At 66.4% G+C, this 19,349-nt stretch carries 21 protein-coding genes; 12 read left to right on the top strand and 9 right to left on the bottom strand.

The genetic code is table 11. From position 1 onward, the window contains the following. The first annotated feature begins 111 nt into the window (after window positions 1–111). The 3 genes from IP69_RS00880 (at window position 112) to IP69_RS00870 (ending at window position 2,448) form a co-directional block, all read left to right on the top strand. On the top strand, window positions 112–378 hold the full coding sequence (locus tag IP69_RS00880; RefSeq protein WP_054140909.1) for an AbrB family transcriptional regulator: 267 nt from the start codon (window positions 112–114) through the stop codon (window positions 376–378). Then, window positions 375–773, top strand: coding sequence for a type II toxin-antitoxin system death-on-curing family toxin (locus IP69_RS00875; RefSeq protein WP_054140908.1), 399 nt, complete (start codon window positions 375–377; stop codon window positions 771–773). The genes IP69_RS00880 and IP69_RS00875 overlap by 4 nt, the downstream gene beginning before the upstream one ends. Window positions 774–843: 70 nt before the next feature. After that, window positions 844–2,448 carry an NAD(P)/FAD-dependent oxidoreductase gene (locus IP69_RS00870; protein WP_054140907.1) on the top strand — a complete coding sequence of 535 codons (1,605 nt, stop codon included), beginning with the start codon at window positions 844–846 and terminating at the stop codon, window positions 2,446–2,448. A gap of 290 nt (window positions 2,449–2,738) precedes the next feature. Here IP69_RS00870 and IP69_RS00865 read toward each other — a convergent pair whose 3' ends face one another. Then, entirely contained in the window at window positions 2,739–3,599 is an 861-nt protein-coding gene (locus IP69_RS00865) for an AraC family transcriptional regulator (RefSeq protein ID WP_054140906.1), read from the bottom strand. 423 nt (window positions 3,600–4,022) lie between these two features. On the opposite strand from IP69_RS00865, the gene IP69_RS00860 reads away from it, so the two are divergent. The 5 genes from IP69_RS00860 (at window position 4,023) to IP69_RS00840 (ending at window position 9,902) form a co-directional block, all read left to right on the top strand. Continuing rightward, a complete protein-coding gene (locus tag IP69_RS00860) occupies window positions 4,023–5,855 on the top strand; it encodes a methyl-accepting chemotaxis protein (RefSeq protein ID WP_054140905.1) in 1,833 nt (610 codons plus the stop codon). A gap of 66 nt (window positions 5,856–5,921) precedes the next feature. Continuing rightward, window positions 5,922–6,293 (top strand): hypothetical protein, encoded by a 372-nt coding sequence (locus IP69_RS00855; RefSeq protein ID WP_156323222.1) that lies wholly within the window; start codon window positions 5,922–5,924, stop codon window positions 6,291–6,293. A 371-nt stretch (window positions 6,294–6,664) separates the two neighbouring features. Next, entirely contained in the window at window positions 6,665–8,032 is a 1,368-nt protein-coding gene (locus IP69_RS00850; protein ID WP_054140903.1) for an AarF/UbiB family protein, read from the top strand. Between the two features lie 257 nt (window positions 8,033–8,289). After that, window positions 8,290–8,790, top strand: a complete 501-nt coding sequence (gene purE / locus IP69_RS00845) for a 5-(carboxyamino)imidazole ribonucleotide mutase (protein WP_054140902.1) — start codon at window positions 8,290–8,292, stop codon at window positions 8,788–8,790. Beyond that, entirely contained in the window at window positions 8,787–9,902 is a 1,116-nt protein-coding gene (locus tag IP69_RS00840; RefSeq protein ID WP_282568221.1) for a 5-(carboxyamino)imidazole ribonucleotide synthase, read from the top strand. The genes purE and IP69_RS00840 overlap by 4 nt, the downstream gene beginning before the upstream one ends. Window positions 9,903–9,909: 7 nt before the next feature. On the opposite strand, the gene IP69_RS00835 is transcribed toward IP69_RS00840, so the two are convergent. After that, the gene (locus IP69_RS00835; protein WP_054140901.1) at window positions 9,910–10,341 is read right to left on the bottom strand and encodes a hypothetical protein; all 432 of its coding nucleotides are present in this window, start codon (window positions 10,339–10,341) and stop codon (window positions 9,910–9,912) included. Between the two features lie 130 nt (window positions 10,342–10,471). Here IP69_RS00835 and rpsU point away from each other — a divergent pair, with 130 nt between their 5' ends. Beyond that, on the top strand, window positions 10,472–10,705 hold the full coding sequence (gene rpsU / locus IP69_RS00830) for a 30S ribosomal protein S21 (RefSeq protein ID WP_054140900.1): 234 nt from the start codon (window positions 10,472–10,474) through the stop codon (window positions 10,703–10,705). Window positions 10,706–10,939: 234 nt separating this feature from the next. After that, window positions 10,940–11,785, top strand: coding sequence for a tetratricopeptide repeat protein (locus tag IP69_RS00825; RefSeq protein WP_248306657.1), 846 nt, complete (start codon window positions 10,940–10,942; stop codon window positions 11,783–11,785). 106 nt (window positions 11,786–11,891) lie between these two features. On the opposite strand, the gene IP69_RS00820 is transcribed toward IP69_RS00825, so the two are convergent. The 7 genes from IP69_RS00820 to IP69_RS00790 all read right to left on the bottom strand — a co-directional run bounded on the left by IP69_RS00820 (window position 11,892) and on the right by IP69_RS00790 (window position 17,036). Beyond that, entirely contained in the window at window positions 11,892–12,740 is an 849-nt protein-coding gene (locus tag IP69_RS00820; RefSeq protein ID WP_054140898.1) for an alpha/beta fold hydrolase, read from the bottom strand. A gap of 39 nt (window positions 12,741–12,779) precedes the next feature. Continuing rightward, window positions 12,780–13,259: a GNAT family N-acetyltransferase gene (locus IP69_RS00815; protein WP_156323221.1), complete on the bottom strand. Its 480-nt coding sequence runs from the start codon at window positions 13,257–13,259 to the stop codon at window positions 12,780–12,782. A 70-nt stretch (window positions 13,260–13,329) separates the two neighbouring features. Beyond that, the gene (locus IP69_RS00810; protein ID WP_054140896.1) at window positions 13,330–14,736 is read right to left on the bottom strand and encodes an NAD(P)(+) transhydrogenase (Re/Si-specific) subunit beta; all 1,407 of its coding nucleotides are present in this window, start codon (window positions 14,734–14,736) and stop codon (window positions 13,330–13,332) included. A 6-nt stretch (window positions 14,737–14,742) separates the two neighbouring features. Beyond that, window positions 14,743–15,180, bottom strand: coding sequence for an NAD(P) transhydrogenase subunit alpha (locus IP69_RS00805; RefSeq protein WP_054140895.1), 438 nt, complete (start codon window positions 15,178–15,180; stop codon window positions 14,743–14,745). Then, window positions 15,173–16,387, bottom strand: a complete 1,215-nt coding sequence (locus tag IP69_RS00800; protein ID WP_054140894.1) for a Re/Si-specific NAD(P)(+) transhydrogenase subunit alpha — start codon at window positions 16,385–16,387, stop codon at window positions 15,173–15,175. Before IP69_RS00800 ends, IP69_RS00805 begins: the two co-directional genes overlap by 8 nt. A gap of 32 nt (window positions 16,388–16,419) precedes the next feature. Continuing rightward, window positions 16,420–16,719 carry an aa3-type cytochrome c oxidase subunit IV gene (locus IP69_RS00795; protein ID WP_054140893.1) on the bottom strand — a complete coding sequence of 100 codons (300 nt, stop codon included), beginning with the start codon at window positions 16,717–16,719 and terminating at the stop codon, window positions 16,420–16,422. A gap of 98 nt (window positions 16,720–16,817) precedes the next feature. Further along, entirely contained in the window at window positions 16,818–17,036 is a 219-nt protein-coding gene (locus IP69_RS00790; protein ID WP_054140943.1) for a DUF465 domain-containing protein, read from the bottom strand. A gap of 226 nt (window positions 17,037–17,262) precedes the next feature. Between IP69_RS00790 and IP69_RS00785 the strand changes: the two genes are divergently transcribed. Together IP69_RS00785 and IP69_RS00780 are read left to right on the top strand one after the other, a co-directional pair. Beyond that, window positions 17,263–17,451, top strand: a complete 189-nt coding sequence (locus tag IP69_RS00785) for a DUF465 domain-containing protein (RefSeq protein ID WP_054140892.1) — start codon at window positions 17,263–17,265, stop codon at window positions 17,449–17,451. Between the two features lie 174 nt (window positions 17,452–17,625). Continuing rightward, complete coding sequence (locus IP69_RS00780; RefSeq protein ID WP_082358722.1) at window positions 17,626–19,278, top strand: glucan biosynthesis protein; 1,653 nt, start codon at window positions 17,626–17,628, stop codon at window positions 19,276–19,278. Window positions 19,279–19,349: the final 71 nt, after the last annotated feature.

Genomic DNA, 19,349 nt, shown 5'->3' with positions numbered 1-19,349 from the left:
GCGATTTGGCTTGCGGCGGGGCGGGCTGACAAGGGCGACTGGTGGTGGCGTCGGTGCTGACAGCCGGGCGCCGGCATGTTATACGAAACGTACAACAGGGAGGCGCCTGCCATGAACGAGATCGTCGCGCCGCAAGACGGCGAAGCTCTATCGGACGTCGTGCAGCTTCGAAAAATCGGCAATTCCGTGGGAATCATCCTGTCAAAAGATGTCCTGGCCCGCTTCGGTCTGGCCGAGGGCGACAGGTTCACCGTCGTTCGCCAGCCGGATCGTGAGGTCAAGCTCGTGCCCTATGATGATGTCCACGCCCGGGGCATGGCGTTCGCCCGTCGGGCGTTCAAGGATTACGCCGATACCTTTCGCGAGCTGGCAAAATGAACGAGCCGCAATGGCTTACTCTGGAGCTCGTCATTGATATGCATGCCGAACAGCTGGCGCTGTTCGGCGGCCCCGCAGGAATCCGTGACCAGGGCATGCTGGAATCGGCGCTTGGCCGTCCCCAGAACAATTTTGCTTATGGCGAGCATGATCTCGCAGCGTTGGCAGCCGCCTATGCTTTCGGTATTGCCCGCAATCGTCCTTTCATCGATGGCAACAAGCGTGCGGCGCTGGCCGCCCTGATCGTCTTCTTCAATCTGAACGGCGTCGATCTGCTCGTGCCGCAAGCCGACATGACAGCCGCCATTCTCGCGGTCGCGGCCGGCGAGGCGGAAGAGGACGTCCTCGCACAATGGCTGCGCGACCAACTCGCCCAGTCCACGCGCCGCCGATAAGACCTTCCCTGGCGCTGAAACGACAACGCGGCCAGAACACCTGCCGCATACCCCAGGAAACCCGCCCGCCATGGCGACGAGCACCACCGATGTCGTGATCCTCGGCGCGGGCCATAACGGGCTGGTCTGCGCGCACCGGCTCGCCAAGGCGGGGCTGTCGGTGACGGTTCTGGAACGGCGCGGCGTCGTCGGCGGGGCGGCCGTGACCGAGAGCTTCCATCCCGGTTTCCGCAACTCGACCGCGAGCTACACGGTCAGCCTGCTGCGGCCCGAGATCATCGCCGCGATGGAGCTGCACCGGCACGGCCTCAGAATCGTCGAGCGGCGCATGGCCAATTTCCTGCCGCTGCCGGATGGGCGCCATCTCGCGGCCGGGCCGGGGCGGACGGCGGCCTCCGTCGCCGCGTTTTCGGAGCGCGATGCGCAACGTCTGCCGGCCTATGAGGCGCGGCTGGAGACGGTGGCCGCCGTGCTGCGCGATCTCGTGCTGCAGGCGCCGCCCAATCTGGCTGAGGGCGGCTGGCTTTCGGCGCTGCCGGATCTGATCGATGCCGGCCGGGTGGCGCGACGGCTGTCGCGGCTCGATCTCACCGCCAAGCGCGACGTGATGGACCTCTTCACCAAATCGGCGGGGGACTGGCTCGACGGCTGGTTCGAGAGCGAGCCGATCAAGGCGCTGCTGGGCTTCGATTCCGTCGTCGGCAATTATGCCAGCCCCTACACGCCGGGCTGTGCCTATGTGCTGCTGCACCATGTCTTTGGCGAGGTGAACGGCAACAAGGGCGCCTGGGGCCACGCCATCGGCGGCATGGGCGCGATCACGCAGGCGATGGCGAAGGCCTGCGCGGAGGCCGGCGTCGAGATCCGGCTCGACAGCCCCGTCGCGCAGGTACTGAGCGAGAAGGGCCGGGCGGTCGGCGCGGTGACGGAGGCCGGCGATGTGGTGCGGGCACGCGCGGTCGTCTCGAATCTGCATCCGCGGCTGCTCTTCTCCAAGGTCGATCCAGCGATCGTGCCGGTGGATTTCATCGAGCGGATGATGCGCTACGCCTCGGGCTCGGGCACCTTCCGGATGAATGTCGCGCTGTCGGAGCTGCCGCGCTTCACCAGCCTGCCCGAACCCGGCGACCATCACACCGCCGGCATCATCATCGCGCCGAGCCTCGGCTACATGGACCGGGCCCATGCGCAGGCGCGTCTCTCAGGCTGGTCGCAGGAGCCGATCGTCGAGATGCTGATCCCGTCCACGCTCGACGACACGCTGGCCCCGCCCGGCTGCCATGTCGCGAGCCTGTTCTGCCAGCATGTCGCGCCGGTGCTGCCCGACGGGCTCGACTGGGAGACGTGCCGCGAGACGGTCGCCGATCTGATGATCGAAACGGTCGATCGCCATGCGCCGGGCTTCAAGGCCTCGGTGGTCGGGCGGCTGGCGCTCTCCCCCGCCGATCTGGAGGCGCGCTTCGGGCTGGTCGGCGGCGACATCTTCCATGGCCGGCTGACGCTCGACCAGCTCTTCTGCGCCCGCCCCGTGCTCGGCCACGCCGATTACCGCATGCCGGTGCCGGGGCTCTATCTCTGCGGCTCGGGCGCCCATCCCGGCGGCGGCGTCACCGGCGCGCCGGGGTATAATGCGGCAGCCGCGGTGCTGGCCGACCGGCGGCGTCGGCGGTTCTGAGGGACGAGCCGGGCCGAAGCGCCTTTCGGATGCGGGCGGACGAATGCCTATCTGGTGGTGGAGATGGTGCGGCTGGTCGAGGCGCTGGTGGACGCGCGGACGGCGTCGCGGAGGTTTGAACGGAGTTGGTGGGGCGGGGATAGGCTTCGCGATGGCCGCTGTGCGCAACTTGCTGACATTTAGTCGCTGCCTAGAAGCAGAACTTCTAGCTCACGCGCCGGGTGATACCCCGAGCTCATTGGGGCAACATCTCTCGGACGCGTTGCCCCCAGGAGGTACGTGTTCGACTGTCACGACCGTACGTCGCGGGCGGTGATTCCGAGCGTCGCGCGCAGCGATCGCGACATCTGCGCTGTCCCATCGAAACCAGCAACGGCAGCCGCCTCGGCGGCGGACCTTCCGGCTTTCAGCTCTCGGACGGCGGTCTGGCAGCGCAGGTCCAGCAACGAGCGATACGGCGTCCGGCCGGTCGTCGACCGATAACGGCGGATAAAGTGGAACTTGCTCATGCCCAAAACGCCAGCCATGTCTTCAAGCTGGATATCGCCGGCGATGTTTTCCTGAAGGTAGCTCTCAAGCAGCCGCAGTTCTGCGTCGTCCAGCTTGCGCTCTACCTGAAGGGCGGGCGTCTGGCTAAACTGCCGATTTGCGAATTCGGCGATCGCCATTTGCCCCAATGCATCGATCAGAACTTCCCTGAAGGGCAGCGTGCCCTGCAGCACCGACCTCAGCTGGGTCAAGGTACGTAGCAGTTCAGGCGACCGGAAATAAATCTCCGGCCTCTGCCAGAAGGGCTGGGACCCGATCGCCTCAGGAACTGCGCTAGGGTCGATGTAAATGGCTGTGAACGATTGCCTCTGGTCAGTAGGCTTGCACCAGCCCTCAACGCCGATCCCCGCCGGAAAGAACGTCAGGGTTTCTCGAAGGTCACGACCGCGGCGATGCTTCTCTCCCTCGACCCGCATCAACGCGTCGTGGAACACGAGATCGTGCAGCGCCAGATAATGCATGTCGCTTTTGACGGCGAATTCGTAGTCGACGGGATTGACAGTTTCGACGTGCTCCGTCGTCAGCGTCGGCGTGCTCACAGAGAGGCGCGAGACCGTCGTCCGACGCTCTAGCGTGAGATCGATGACTTTTCGCTGCGTCAAGGGTCAGATCATGTTGAGCAAGTTTACCGCCAAATGGAGGACGCCGCCAACACAAGCATAAAGTGCGTCTCCCTACAAAAGAGCAAAAATTGCGACCCGCGCCGAGGCGCCCAACAGGATCGGAAGGATGCGAGCCAGCGGCAAGGGTTAACAGCAAAGGCTACGCTCGGGCCGGCCGGGAATGGACGCTGCCCCACAAAAACGAGAGGTAATGCCCTCGTCTTACGATGATGGGATGCATCGAAGCCATGTTCGCTGCTTCTGAAGGCGCGCTAGAAGGAGCTTGGGCATTTACCTGACATTAAAGATCCAGCTTTACCCAATGGCGTGACCTAACGTTAGGCCTCGCCGGCCATCGCAGGTCAAACATAAATTGCGAAAGCGAGTGCGCCTTCGTGGGGCACTCGGCGGAGAGGAAACACGATGTCGATTCGCGATCTCATGAACACGGGTACCCTCGCCGCCGAGGCAGCCGCCATCAGGCGCACCCAGGCGGTGATCGAATTCGATCCCTCGGGCAAGATCTTGTCGGCGAATGACCTCTTTCTGAAAACAATGGGCTACTCCCTGACCGAGATCGAAGGCCAGCATCACTCGATCTTCGTCGAAGCCGCAGAGCGGGCCCACCCCGATTACCAGGGCTTCTGGACGCGGCTAGCGGCCGGCGAGCCGATGCAGGCCCAGTTCCTGAGGATCGGCAAGGGCGGCGCGCGCCTTTGGCTTCAGGCCATCTACACCCCGGTGAAGGATCCGGGCGGAAAGGTCCGCAAGGTGGTGAAGTTCGCCACCGACATCACTGCGCACAAAACGCAGATCGCCAATATGGAGGGCCAACTCGCCGCCCTCGACAAGGCCCAGGCGGTGATCGAATTCGATCTGACGGGCAAGATCCTCCACGCCAACGCCAATTTCCTCGCGACGACGGGATATGCTCTCGAGGAGATCGTCGGGCGGCATCATCGCATCTTCGTCGGCGAGGAGGATCGCTCCAGCGCGGCCTACGGGCAGTTCTGGGAGAAGCTGCGGCGCGGGGAGTATGAGGAAGGCCGCTATCGCCGAACCGGCAAGAACGGCAAGGTCGTCTGGTTGCAGGCGAGCTACAACCCGATCCTCGACGCCTTGGGTGCCCCTATGAAGGTCGTGAAATACGCGACCGACATCACGGCCAGTAGGGAAAACGAAGAGCAGATGGAGTTTGCGATCGCCGAAGTCGGCACGGTCGTCGAAGCCGCCAAGGCTCAGGACCTGACCCGCAGGATCGCCCTTCACAATCTCAACGCCAAGAACGCTGCCCTATGCGAGGGCGTGAACCAGCTCATCGGCACGCTCGCGAGCATCGTCGGCCAGGTCGCGGTCGCCGCGCAGGGCATCGACACGGCTGCCAAGGAAATCTCGACGGGTGCCGACGATCTGTCGAAGCGGACCGAGGAACAGGCCTCCAGCCTCGAAGAGACGGCGGCGACGACCGAGGAACTCGCCGCGAGCGTAAAGGCGTCGGCAAACAACGCCCGCGTGGCGGCGAACCTCGCCTCGGAGGCGACCGCTGCCGCGCAATCCGGTGGGGATATTGCCGGAGAGGCCGTGAGGGCGATGGCCCGCATCGAGGATGCCTCCCAGAAGATCCAGGCGATCACCCGCGTCATCGACGACATTGCGTTCCAGACGAACCTGCTGGCCTTGAACGCTGCGGTCGAGGCCGCGCGCGCGGGCGATGCGGGCAAAGGCTTCGCCGTCGTGGCGAGCGAGGTCCGCACCCTCGCTCAACGATCGGGCGAGGCCGCCAAGGACATCTCGGCCCTGATCTCCTCCTCGAATGCGGAGGTCGGCGAGGGCGTCAAGCTCGTGCGCAAGGCGGGCGAATCCCTAACCGTCATCCTCGACGCCTCGCAGAAGGTCGCATCGACGATCGCGGATATCTCTTCGGCCGGCGGCGAACAGGCCAACGGCATCGACGAGATGAGCCAGACGGTCGCGCATCTCGACGAGATGACCCAGTCCAACGCGGCCCTGGCGGAGGAAAGCGCCGCCTCGGCCAACGCCCTGGCCGATCGCATCGCCCAGCTCAACCAGCTCGTGGGGGGCTATCGCACCGAGGTCGGCGGCATGGCCGCCGGCGGCTCCGCGACCGATCTGCAGCGCCAGGTCCAGACCGCCTTCGCCAGGCCCCGCGCCGCAAGGCCGGCCGAACGGCCCGTGCAGCCCGCGATGAAGAAGGTCGTCAACGGCCATGCCTCCTCCGGCTGGGACGAGTTCTAAGTGATGCCGCAGGCTGCGATCACTCCCTCGTCAGCCCCTCCAGCAACGGTGCTACGGAGTCCGCTCTTGCCCGCGATCAGCGAAGGCGTGGCGGCGATGCCGCCTGCCGAAGCGTTCAGGGCGATGCTGCGGATTATCTCCGCCATGATCGCTGGGGTCGCTCTTTGCGCTGCTAGACGCGCTGCAGGCCATCCGGTCAGAGAAAGCGCGCAGGAACTGGTCAAGGTGCTGCCGGCTTTGGGCGGACGTCCCGAAGACTGCGGGCTTGAGCAACTGATTGAACTGACGGAAGTGGTTGGTGCTAAAATCTGGCGTCTCGCCGCATTCCAGGCTGACCAGGAAGTCAAGGCATATCTGGAAAAACTCGTCGCATCGGTTTGCCAGCCTGCCGGCTTGGTGCAACGCACAGCTCCGGATACCCACCTTGTTCGGGTGTAGCAGGTCGTCGGACCATTCCCGCTCAAGTATCGAAGTGGGGGCTGCATAAGCCACAAGCCTAACTCGGCACCACCACGCTCAATTGACGAGTATGTGGCGGCGCTATGGCGCCTCAGCCGGACGGAATAAGCGCAGAAATTTCGCGGTCTGCAGCGGCAGACTTCTGCCGTCGTGTCGCCGCGCGAACTGGGTATCCGGAAAGCTGACGTCCCAAAGGTCGGCTAGGGGCCAGGAAACAGCCATTTGCGAATGTCTGCGCCGGGCCGCCGGCCAAACCTGCAACCTCTCGCCCCGCGAGACGACCCGCCACATTGGCCCCGGGACGACGCCACCCTACATGTGAAGCGCCGACACCGCCCGAAAGCGCCCCCATGTCCGACCGCGACTCCGAAGCCAACCGCTTTTCCGCCCGTGCGGCGCGCTATGCGCGTGTCGGGGCCAGTGTCGGCGGGGTGGCGGCGCGCATGGCCGGTGCGCGGCTGTTCGGGATGGAGGGGCGCAACGCCTCCAATGCCGAGGCGCTGGCCAAGGCGCTGGGCGGGCTGAAGGGCCCGATCATGAAGGTGGCGCAGCTCGTCGCCACCATCCCCGATGTCGTGCCGCCGGAATATGCCGCCGAGCTGCAGAAGCTGCAGTCGCAGGCGCCGCCGATGGGCGCGGCCTTCGTCAAGCGCCGGATGATGGCGGAGCTCGGCCCGCAATGGCGCGCGCGCTTCGGCTCCTTCGACCTGCAGCCGGCGGCGGCGGCCTCGCTCGGGCAGGTGCATCGGGCGACGACGCTGGAGGGCGTGCCGCTCGCCTGCAAGCTGCAATATCCGGATATGGAATCGGCTGTGGAGGCCGACATCTCCCAGCTCGACATCCTGTTTGCGCTGCACCGGCGCATGGACCCGGTGATCGACACCAGCGAGATCGCCACGGAGATCGGCGCCCGCGTTCGCGAGGAGCTCGACTACCAGCGCGAGGCCAAGCATATCGCGCTGTATCAGGAGGTGCTGGCGCAGACGCCGGAGATCCGCGTGCCGGCGCTGGAGAGCTCGCTGTCGACGAAGCGTCTGTTGACGATGCACTGGCTCGAGGGCGACGGCATCCTGACCCACAAGCAGGACGAGCAACAGGCGCGCGACCGGATCTCGACGGCGATGTTCAAGGCCTGGTGGCGGCCCTTCAGCCATCACGGCATCATCCATGGCGATCCGCATCTGGGCAATTACACGGTCTTCTCGGAGGATGGCGCCCCGCAGGGCATCAACCTGCTCGACTATGGCTGCATCCGCATCTTCCCGCCGTCCTTCGTGGGCGGGGTCGTCGATCTCTATCGCGGCCTGCTGGAGGGCGACGAGGCGCGCGTCGTCCATGCCTATGAGGTCTGGGGCTTCAAGGGGCTGACCAAGGAGCTGGTCGACACGCTCAACATCTGGGCCCGCTTCATCTACGGGCCGCTGCTGGAGGATCGCGTCCGGCGCATCGCCGAGGATGTCAGCCCGGCGGAATATGGCAGGCGCCAGGCCTTCGAGGTGCATCAGGCGCTGAAGACGCGCGGGCCGGTCAAGGTGCCGCGCGAATTCGTCTTCATGGACCGGGCCGCGATCGGGCTCGGCGGGGTGTTCCTGCATCTCGACGCGGAATTGAACTTCCACCGGCTGTTCGAGGCGGAGATCGAGGGTTTCAAGATCGAGACGGTCGCGGCCGATCAGGCCTCGGCCCTGGCGCGGGCGGGGTTGGTGGCGACGGCTTAGGCCGGATCGCACAGCGACCACCCCACCCTCGGCGTCATTCCGGCCAAGCCGCGTCAGCGGCGCAGCGCCGGAATCCATCGTAGTGCAACATCGTGCTTTACGATGGATTCCGGGTCTGCGCTTCGCTTGCCCGGAATGACGGTGTTGGTTGTTCTGGGGCCTTTCGGGTTTTCCACCCGATTCGGCGCTTGCTTCCCCGGCACCGGGCGGTCTAGATCGCGCGCTTCCCGTCCAGCGTTCCGGAAGCGCTTCCCGCCATGGCCAAGCCGTCCCCGCCCGTCGCCATCATCATGGGCAGCCAGTCCGACTGGGCGACCATGCGCCATGCCGCCGAGACGCTCGATGCGCTCGGCATCGGCCATGACGACCGCATCGTCTCCGCCCACCGCACGCCCGACAGGCTGTTCGATTTCGCTCGCGGCGCCAAGGCCGAAGGCTTCAAAGTGGTGATCGCGGGTGCCGGCGGTGCGGCGCATCTGCCGGGTATGGCGGCCTCGCTGACGCCGCTGCCGGTGTTTGGCGTGCCGGTGGAATCCAAGGCACTGTCGGGGCAGGATTCGCTGCTCTCGATCGTGCAGATGCCGGCCGGCATTCCCGTCGGCACGCTCGCCATCGGCCGCGCCGGTGCGGTCAATGCGGCGCTGCTGGCGGCGGCGGTGCTGGCGCTGTCGGATGAGGCGCTGGCGGAGCGGCTCGACGCCTATCGCGCCCGCCAGAGCGCGGCGATCGCCGACCGCCCCGTGAAGGACGAGGCGTGAGCGCGCCGGTGGTCGAGGGCGTGCCTTCTGAGGGACTCGCGCCCGGCGCCGTGCTCGGCATCATCGGCGGCGGCCAGCTCGCCCGGATGATCGCGCTGGCGGCGGCCGATCTCGGCATTGCCTGCCACATCTTCGCGCCGGAGCCGGAGAACCCGGCCTTCGACGTGGCGGCGGCAAAGACGGTGGCTCCTTACGAGGACGAGGCGGCGCTCGCCCGTTTCGCCGATGCTGTCGATGTCGTAACCTATGAGTTCGAGAACGTGCCGGCGGCGACGGCTGCCTTCCTCAGCCAGCGCAAGCCGCTGCATCCTGGCGCGCGGGCGCTGGCGGTGACGCAGGACCGGCTCAGCGAGAAAAGCTTCGTCGCCGAATGCGGGCTTGTGGTCGCGCCGTTCCGCGCGGTCGATTCGTTGGCGGACCTTGAAGCGGCGGTTGCCGTGCTCGGCCGCCCCTGCGTGCTGAAGACGCGCCGCTTCGGCTATGATGGCAAGGGCCAGGTCAAGATCCTGCCGGATACCGATCTGGCGCAGGCCTATGAGGCGATCGGCCGCTCGCCGGCCGTGCTGGAGGGTTTCGTCAGCTTTTCGCGCGAGGTCTCGGTGGTGGCGGCGCGTGGGGCGAATGGGGCTTTTGCGGCCTTCGACCTCTGCGAGAACGAGCATCGCGACCATATCCTCGCCTTCACGCGGATTCCCGCGCAGGTCTCATCGGGAACCGAGGCGGCGGCGATCGAGGCGGCGCGGCGGATCGGCGAGGCGCTCGGCTATGTCGGCGTCTTCGCGGTCGAGCTGTTCGTGGTCGGGGAGGGCGCGGCCGAGAGCGTCGTCGTCAACGAGATCGCGCCGCGCGTGCATAATTCCGGGCACTGGACCAGCGAGGGGGCGCTGACCTCGCAGTTCCACCAGCATGTCCGCGCCGTCTGCGGCTTTCCGCTTGGCTCGGCAAAGCGGCGCGGCCGTGTCGAGATGGAGAACCTGATCGGTGATGCCGCGCTGCGCTGGCGCGAGCTTCTGGCCGAGCCCGGCGCCTATCTGCATCTCTACGGCAAGCGCGAGGCGCGGGCGGGTCGCAAGATGGGCCATGTCACGCGGGTATGGCCCGAGCGGGGCTGAAGGCCCCTCACAGCACGCGCTGCAGCCGCTCGCCACGGGCCAGCCAGAACGCCTTGAGCGGGGCGGGCACGATGCCCAGCTTGCGATAGAGCACCATCGCCAGCGTGCCCGGTTCGGCGCCGCCGGCAGCACGGTAAGGCTCCATCAGCCGCTCCAGCACGATCTTGCGATGGCGCTGGCGCGCGACCGGGCGCAGGCCTGAAGACGGCGTCTGCATCACAAGCTGCACGAGGCGGTCGAGGATGGCGCCCTCGGTCGTTGGGGCGAGGCGCGTCACCTCCTCGTCCAGCACGGCCTGCTTGGCGTCGGCCAGCGTCTTGCCCCTGGCATAGGCCTGTTCGACCCGCTCCCAGGCCGGGTGCGCGAGGTCGCTGGCGAGCAGCATGATGCGGCGCTCGCTCTCCGAATCGGATGGCTGTTCAATAGCGGCATTCTGCATCGATTTTCCCGGTTTCGCGGCGTGGACAGCCAGAGTGATTTCTGGTATCCGCACGATCCTTCGGACGAGCTGCGTCGCAGTGTCGCCCATCCGACCTTTTAGACCAACCCGCTAAAGACGGACACTCCACGTGCAGGTTCTCGTTCGCGACAACAACGTCGATCAGGCTCTCCGCGCCCTCAAGAAGAAGCTGCAGCGCGAGGGCGTTTTCCGCGAGATGAAGCTGCGCGGGCATTACGAGAAGCCCTCGGAGAAGAAGGCACGCGAGAAGGCCGAGGCCGTCCGCCGCGCCCGCAAGCTGCAGCGCAAGAAGCTGCAGCGCGAAGGTCTGCTGCCGGCGCCGGTGAAGCCCAAGCGGCCCTGATCCCGGCCGCTTTGCAACCGCATCGCGCATCGACGATCCCTGTCAGACAAAGCTGCGCCTGGAGTTCTCTCCGGGCGCTGTTGCTTTTCCGGGAACGTTAACCAACTCTTGGCACAAAGCGGGCGTTCTCTTCACCAGGGCGCCCTCGGTTGGGGGGACGCGGCAATGCGGTAGCGGTCCGAGGCGGACCGACGGCGCAGACGAGGCACGGAAACCGGACCGATGAGACAAAACATGATGCGTGGCAGAAACTGGCTGGTCGCGGCGGGCCTGGCGCTGGCGCTGGCCGGTTGCGATACGGTCTCCGGCCTGTCGGGGCCGCCCGTGGCGGAGCTCGACACCGCCTCGGCAGCGGAGGCGAGCGTCAATATCGGCTCGCTGTCGGAGGTCGTCAGCCGCAATCCCAACGACCCCGGCGCCTACAACACGCGCGGCGCGGCGTATGCCCGTGTCGGCCGTTTCTCGGATGCGATCGCCGATTTCACCAAGGCGGTGCAACTCGACCCCAATCTCGCCTCGGCCTACACCAATCGTGGTCTCGCGCTGCGCCAGACCGGCCGCAACGATGCAGCCCTGGCAGATTTCAACCGCGCCACGACGGCGTCTCCGACTTATGCCCCGGCCTTCATCGCAAGGGCCAATCTGCTGCGCGCCCAGGGCAACAGCCAGCAGGCGCTGGCCGATCTCAACACCGCGATCCGCCTGAACCCGGAATCGGCGGAAGCCTTCCATGCGCGCGGGCTGGTCTACCAGAAGGAAGGCCAGCACCAGTACGCGATCTCGGATTTCGATTCGGTGATCGACCGCAACCCCTACAACGCGCCGCCTTATATCGCGCGCGGGCAGAGCCTTAACGCGACCGGCAAATACGACTCGGCGTTGGAGGACTTCACCGCCGCGCTCAATGTCGATAACCGCAATGCCGATGCCTGGGCCGGTCGTGGTTTCTCGCAGGAGAAGCTCGGACAGAAATCCGAGGCGAGCCAGAGCTATCAGCGCGCGCTCGGTCTCGACGGCAACAACGCCGCCGCCCGCGCAGGGCAGGGCCGATTGGGCGGCGGCGGGCTGTTCCGGAGCTGAGGGTTCGCCGGGTCGTCAATCAAGGACGGCGTCATCCCGGTCGGCCTTCGGCCGTCCAGGATGACGGATAGTTGGCTCCCAAACCCCCAGCCGATGATCGGAAACCTCACTCCCCCACGCTGCGGCTTTCCGCGCCCGCAAGCGTCCCGCTGCCCACATCGGCGAGGAAGTGCCTGATCTGCGCCAGCGAGCCATGGGTCGGCAGATCCTCATGGCCGCCCTGTGGGAAGTGCAGGAAGCGCTTGGGTGCGTTGGCGAGGCCATAGAGGGCCTCGCCCTGGGTGAAGGGAATGACCCTGTCCCGCTGCCCATGCAGGACCAGAAGCGGGGCCCGCACCCGGCCGATCACCGCATCCGAGCGGAAGGGGTCGAGCATCAGGAGTTCGACGGGTACGTAAGGGTAGACGCCCTGCGCCACCGCGACGGTTGAGAGATAGGGCGCCTCCAGCACGACAGCCGCCAGCGGCACCTCGGCCGCGAGTTTGAGGACGACGCCGGTGCCGAGCGATTCGCCGTAGCCGACGATTTGTGAGGCGCCGAAGCGATCCGCAGCCGCGCCGTAGGAGGCGCGCGCGTCGAGATGCAGCCCCTCCTCGGATGGGCTGCCGGTCGAGCCGCCATAGCCGCGATAGCTCACCGCGAAGAGGCCCGTGCCGTCCTCCGTCAGTGCCCGGAAGCGCCCGACGCGGCCCGGTCGGCCGAGATTGCCGGCATTGCCGTGGAAATACAAAATCACCGGCTTGCCCGCGCGGGGCGGCACGACCCAGGCGACGAGCCGTTCGCCATCGGCCGCCGTCAGCGTCACCTCCTGGGCGCCGGCCAGCCCGGCCCGGGCGATGTCGGCGCGGGTGGCGTCACGCGGGAAGACCAGATCGCGCTGCCGCAGATAGAGCATGGCGAGCAGCGCGGCATAGACCGCGACGGCAGCGAAGAGCAGACGGGCGAACCAGCGCATTACCAATTCTCGCGGCTCGACACGGCGCCGGGACGGCGGTCAATCGATGATTTTTGCCATTTCAAGCGCAAATCCTTTGAAGCCCGCGCGGCGATAGGCGTTAAGCGCGATGTCATTGCCGGTCAGCACACCAAGGTGCAGCGCCTTGCACCCAGCCTCGCGAGCGAAAAGCTCGGCACGCGCCAGCAGCATCTGGCCGACGCCCGTGCCGCGCCGAGCCGCCGCAACGACGATGTTCTCGATATAGACATGGTCCCGCAGATGGTCATGCAGAAAGGGGCCGGTCCGCCCCAGCCGCAGCGCGAGATACCCGATCGCGCGGCCGTCCATCTCCGCGACGAATTGGCCGCCGCCATGCTCTGTAGCCTTCTCGGTATCATCGGCCAGACAAGCGGCTGCAGCAGCCGGGCCGGTGGCGCGGTCGTCGCTCAGCGTCGCCTCATGATCGGTGAGTTCGCCGAGCAGGCCCAGCACGGCCTCGCGATCGCTCTCCAGCATCCTGCGGATGGTCGTGGTCAAGGGAACGGCTCCGAACGAAAAAGACCGGCACAAAGCCGGTCTTTCGCGACGAGGGAATGACGATGTCGCCTTAGTGCGCCATCGCCTTGACGATGTCGTCGGTGACCTTCTTGGCGTCGCCGAACAGCATCATCGTGTTGGGACGGAAGAACAGCTCGTTTTCGACGCCGGCATAGCCGGCGGCCATGCCGCGCTTGATGAAGAGCACGGTCTTGGCCTTCTCGACGTCGAGGATCGGCATGCCGTAGATCGGCGAGGCCTTGTCGGTCTTGGCGGCCGGGTTCGTCACGTCGTTGGCGCCGATGACGAAGGCCACATCCGCCTGGCCGAATTCCGAGTTGATGTCCTCGAGCTCGAAGACCTCGTCATAGGGCACGTTGGCCTCGGCCAGCAGCACGTTCATGTGGCCCGGCATGCGGCCCGCCACGGGGTGGATGGCGTACTTCACTTCGACGCCTTCCTTCTTGAGCAGATCCGCCATTTCGCGCAGCGTGTGCTGGGCCTGGGCCACCGCCATGCCGTAGCCGGGCACGATGATGACCTTGCCGGCGTTCTTCATGATGTAGGCGGCGTCATCCGCCGAGCCCTGCTTGACCGGACGCGCCTCGACCGCACCACCCGCGCCGGCGGCCGCATCATCGCCGCCGAAGCCGCCGAGGATGACGGAGATGAAGCTGCGGTTCATCGCCTTGCACATGATGTAGGACAGGATGGCGCCCGACGAGCCGACCAGCGCGCCGGTGATGATCAGCGCCATGTTGCCGAGCGTGAAGCCGATGCCGGCCGCTGCCCAACCCGAATAGGAGTTCAGCATCGAGACGACGACGGGCATGTCGGCGCCGCCGATCGGGATGATCAGCAGGACGCCCAGCGCAAACGAGACCAGCACGATCAGCCAGAAGACGACATGGCTCTCGGTCTTCAGGAAGATCAGCAGCAGCACGACGAGCGCAATGCCGAGCCCGATATTGATGCCATGGCGCTGGGGCAGCATGATCGGCTTGCCGCTCATGCGCCCGTCGAGCTTCAGGAAGGCGATGATCGAGCCGGTAAAGGTGATCGCGCCGATGGCGACGCCGAGCCCCATCTCGAACAGGCTGGCGCCGCTGATGCCGCCGACCTTGCCGATGCCGAAGGCACTCGGCGCATAGAGCGCTGCCGCCGCCACCAGCACCGCGGCGAGACCGACCAGCGAGTGGAAGAAGGCCACAAGCTGCGGCATCTGCGTCATCTGCACGCGCTTGGCCATGAAGGCGCCGATGCCGCCGCCGATGGCGATGCCGCCGACGACCAGGAGCCAGCCCGAGAAGCCGCTCGGCGGGAAGAAGACGATGGTGGTGGCGATGGCGATGCCCATGCCGACCATGCCGTAGAGATTGCCCTGGCGGGACGTCGTGGGGTGCGACAGGCCCCGCAGGGCCATGATGAACAGGACGCCGGAGACGACGTAGAGCAGGGCGGAGAAATTCGCGGCCATCGGCGCTCAGCCCTTCTTCTTGTACATGGACAGCATCCGCTCGGTGACGAGGAAGCCGCCGAAGATGTTGACCGAGGCGAGGACCAGCGCGACGAAGCCGAAGATCTTGGCCCAGACCGGCCCGTCGCCGAGCGCAGGCAGGGCCTCGACGCCCACCGCCAGCAGCGCGCCGACGACGATGACCGAGGAGATCGCGTTGGTGACCGACATCAGCGGCGTGTGCAGCGCGGGCGTCACCGACCAGACGACATAGTAGCCGACGAAGACGGCGAGCACGAAGATCGCGAGACGAAAGACGGTCGGGTCGACCACGCCGCCGGTCGCGGCGCTCGCGCCGACCGCGAGGCTGTCGGCGTGTTGCGCGGCGAGATCGGCGGCCTGCCGCGCGGCGGCGGCAACAGAACGCGCCTGTTCGAGAGTCTGCTCGGGTGCCGGATTAGCCATTGGTGGTGCTCCCCTCGACGACAGCTACGGGTTCGACCGGCGTGGGCGCGGGCTCGACCGGTGCCGGCGCAGTTTTGGCTGCGAAGTTCGGATGGATCACGGCGCCGTCTTTGGTCAGGGCGGTCGCCTTCACCAGTTCGTCGTCCCAGTTCACCGCGAGCGCCTTGGTGGACTTGTCGATCAGCGTCTCGACGAAGGCGAAGAGGTTCTTGGCGTAGAGCTGCGACGCGGTGGCGGCCAGGCGGCCTGGCACGTTGAGATGGCCGACGATCCGGACGCCGTTGTCGGTGACGAAGACCTCGCCGGGCTTGGCCAGTTCGCAGTTACCGCCGCGCTCGACCGCGAGATCGACGATCACCGAGCCGGCCTTCATGCTCTCGACCATCGCCGCCGAGATCAGCTTGGGGGCCGGGCGGCCGGGGATCAGGGCGGTGGTGACGACGATGTCCTGCTTGGCGATGTGGCTGGCGGTGAGTTCGGCCTGCTTGGCCTGATACTCTTTCGACATTTCCTTGGCGTAGCCGCCCGCCGTCTGCGCCTGCTTGAACTCGTCATCCTCGACGGCCAGGAACTTGGCGCCGAGCGATTCGACCTGCTCCTTGGTGGCGGGCCGGACGTCGGTGGCGGTGACGATGGCGCCCATGCGGCGCGCGGTCGCGATCGCCTGGAGGCCGGCGACGCCGACACCCATGATGAAGATGCGCGCGGCCGGAACCGTGCCCGCCGCCGTCATCATCATCGGCAGGGCACGGCCATATTCGGCGGCGCCGTCGATCACGGCGCGGTAGCCGGCGAGATTGGCCTGCGAAGACAGCACGTCCATGACCTGTGCGCGGGTGATGCGCGGCATGAACTCCATGGCGAAGGCGGCGACGCCGGCCTTGGAGAGCGCCTCGACGGCGGCCTCGTTGCCATAGGGGTCCATGATGCCGACGACGAGCGCGCCCTTGGGAAGGTCCGCGATTTCGACCTCGGCGGGGCGGCGCACCTTCAGCACGATGGCCGCGCCCGCAAGCGCCTCAGTTGCGGTGGCTGCGATGGTCGCGCCGGCTGCCTGATAATCGGCATCGCTGATGCCAGAGGCCAGACCCGCGCCGCTCTCGACGACGATCTCGGCCCCTAGGCTCATGAATTTGCGGACGGTTTCCGGCGTCACGGCGACGCGGGTTTCCGCCCCTTGCGTTTCGGCTGGCACGGCGATGCGCATGACGGCGTAACCTCTCGGGCGCTGGGGACGGTTCAGTGGCCTGCGGGCAGAAGCAGGAGGGCGAGCATCAGCAGGCCGAAGGGCACCGCCGGCGCGCGCCAACCGATTCCCTTCGAGGCGATGCCGACGCCCGTGCCGACCAGCGTCAGCAGCGTGCCAATGATCGCGATGCCCCAGGCATGCTTGGTGCCGCCGACCGCCAGGGCGGCCACGATCGCCAGGCAGGCGACGGTGCCGACTTCGGCGAAATGCACGAAGCCCTGATAAGTCCGCTCATGCTCGCGATAATCCATCTGCGGGATGTCGGAGGCGGGGTGTCCGTGGTCGGCCATGGTCTGATCCCAGTGAAACACTCGTTGCACTGCCTGTAGCGCACCTGCGGAAGGTCGGCAACGGAGTGCAGGGCGGCGGCGGGTGCGCCTGTTTTGTGTCAGGCGATGATGTCGGGGGTCAGCGCATCCTCGATCTGCGACATGCGGTCCTTCAGGTAGAGCTTGCGCTTCTTCAGGCGCTGGACCTGGATCTGGTTGATGGCGCCGACCCGCTCGAGTGCGTCGATCGCGCTGTCGAGATCGCGGTGTTCTTCGCGCAGGCGCGCCAGTTCGGATGTGAAGGCCTCGACCTCGTCCGGGCTCAACTCGAATCCCATTGCCATCTCATCATCGCCGCGATTGAGCATGACTATGCGGAGACGCCGGGCGCCCCGCAAGTGCGGGAACGACCGGTTCGGGCGCGGTGTGTCGCATTCGCGCTGTCGGGGAAAGGAGCCGGTTAGGATCACAGAATGTCATGCGGCGCTGCGAGATAGCCCCGCAGACGTGAAGCCGGCTCTATGTCAGACTGCCCTGCGTCAACCGCTCATCAGGAGGATCCAGATGTCGCTGCAGACCCATCTCGTCGAACTCGAACGCAAGCATCGCCAACTCGAGGAAGCCATCGCGCAGGCCGCGTCCCGCCCCTCCTCGGACGATCTCTCCGTGGTCGAGATGAAGCGAAAGAAGCTGCTGCTGAAGGAGGAGATCGAGCGCGTGCGACAGACCTTGCCGGATCGAACGCTGCACTGAGGGCCGATCCGGGCAGATGCGGCCCGGCCAATCCAAGCTGATGTCGTCTCGATTGGCCGGTCCCGCAAGGACCGGCTTTTTTGTCGCCGGTTTCTGGCCGTTCGCATCGCTCGCCTGCCACGCGGAACTTCTGCCGGGCGCTTCTGGTTAGGCGGAGACAGGCAGGAACGAATGATGCGACCGCAAGACGACACAGACGCTCCCGGCGCTGATACGACCCTCCGGGCGCCGCGACTGGCGCCGGCCGGGGCTTCGCGGCGCGAGACGCTGGCGCTGCTGTTGTCCTCCTGCGCGCTCGGGCTGAGCCCCGCCTTCGCCCAGACGGTGCCAAATTCTCCCGCACCAAGCCGAGGCTTCAGCTATGAGGACGTCGTGGCCCAGGCCCGCCAGCTCGGCGAACGGCCTTTCGATGCCGATGCGGCCTCGATTCCGGCGGAGCTGTCGAAGCTGACCTATGACAGCTATCGCGAGATCCGGTTCCGGCGCGAGCGGATATTCTGGCGAGAGGGGGGCTCGGATTTCCGGCTGCTGCCGTTCCATCTCGGCTTCCTGCACGACAAGCCGGTGCAGCTTCACATCATCAACGATGGCGCCGCCATGCCCATCCCCTTCACCACCTCGCTGTTCGAGTACGGCAAGGTCCCGGTGCCCAAGGGCTTGTCGCCCTCGATGGGATTTGCGGGCTTTGCCGTCACCACCACGCTCAACGATCCCCGCCGGCAGGACGAGGTCATCTCGTTTCTGGGCGCGAGCTATTTCAGGTTGATCGGGCGGGGGCATCATTATGGGCTGTCCGCGCGGTCGCTGGCGCTGGATATCGGCGGCGCGCAGCCGGAGGAGTTCCCGTTCATGCGGGCGCTCTGGCTGGAGGAGCCTTCCCGCGAGTCGAGCGAACTGGTGATCTATGCCCTGCTCGATTCGCCCTCGGTCTCCGGCGCCTATCGCTATGTCGTCAGGCCCGGCCAGAAGACCCATGCCGAGGTCACCGCGACGGTCTTTCCGCGGCGCAGCATCGAGCGGCTCGGCATCGCGCCCCTGACCTCGATGTTCCAGGCCGGGGAAGGCGATCTGGCCCAGCGCAGCGATTTCCGGCCCGAAATCCATGATTCCGACGGCTTGATGCTGCAGACCGGCCAGGGCGAATGGATCTGGCGGCCGCTCCGCAATCCGACCAGCCTGCGCATATCGAGCTTCAGCGACGACAATCCGCGCGGCTTCGGGCTGATGCAGCGCGACCGGGATTTCGGCAATTATCAGGATCTCGAGGCGCATTATCACGCACGGCCGGGATACTGGGTCGAGCCGCTGGGCAACTGGGGCCAGGGCCGCGTCGAACTGATCGAGATTCCGACGGACAACGAGGCGTTCGACAATATCGGCGCCTGCTGGACGCCGAACACGCCGCTGCCGGTCGGCGAGCCGTCCGAGTTCCGCTACCGGATCACGGCACTATCGACCACGAGGCATCTGCACGACTACGCCCAGACGCAGCACAGCTTCAATGGTTCCGATCTCGAGGACGGGCATGTCGAGGGACATGGCACCAAGCGCTTCATCGTCGATTTCGCCGGTGGAGACCTCGAATATCATCTCGCCGCGCCTGATCGTGTCGAGATCGCGGCGTCGGTCACCGCCGGAACGATCACCTCGACGATCCTGCAGCCCAACCCAGACGCGAAAGGCTTTCGCATGATCGTCGATGCGCGGCTGCCCGAGGGCGAGACGGCGGAGCTGCGGCTCTTCCTGCGTTCGCGTGGGCAAACCCTGTCGGAGACGTGGACCAGCACCTGGTCGGTGCCCGCCAAGCCTGCCGTCCCAGCACCATAGGGCCAAAAAGAAACGTCAGCCGCCGCTGGCGCGATTCGTTGGCGGACCGGGGATCGCTGCGATCCCACGGA

Origin of the sequence: Allobosea sp. AAP35, assembly GCF_001295925.1 — a bacterium.
In the GTDB taxonomy this organism is placed as follows: Bacteria; Pseudomonadota; Alphaproteobacteria; order Rhizobiales; family Beijerinckiaceae; genus Allobosea.
This window is presented reverse-complemented; position numbering and strand designations above follow the sequence as displayed.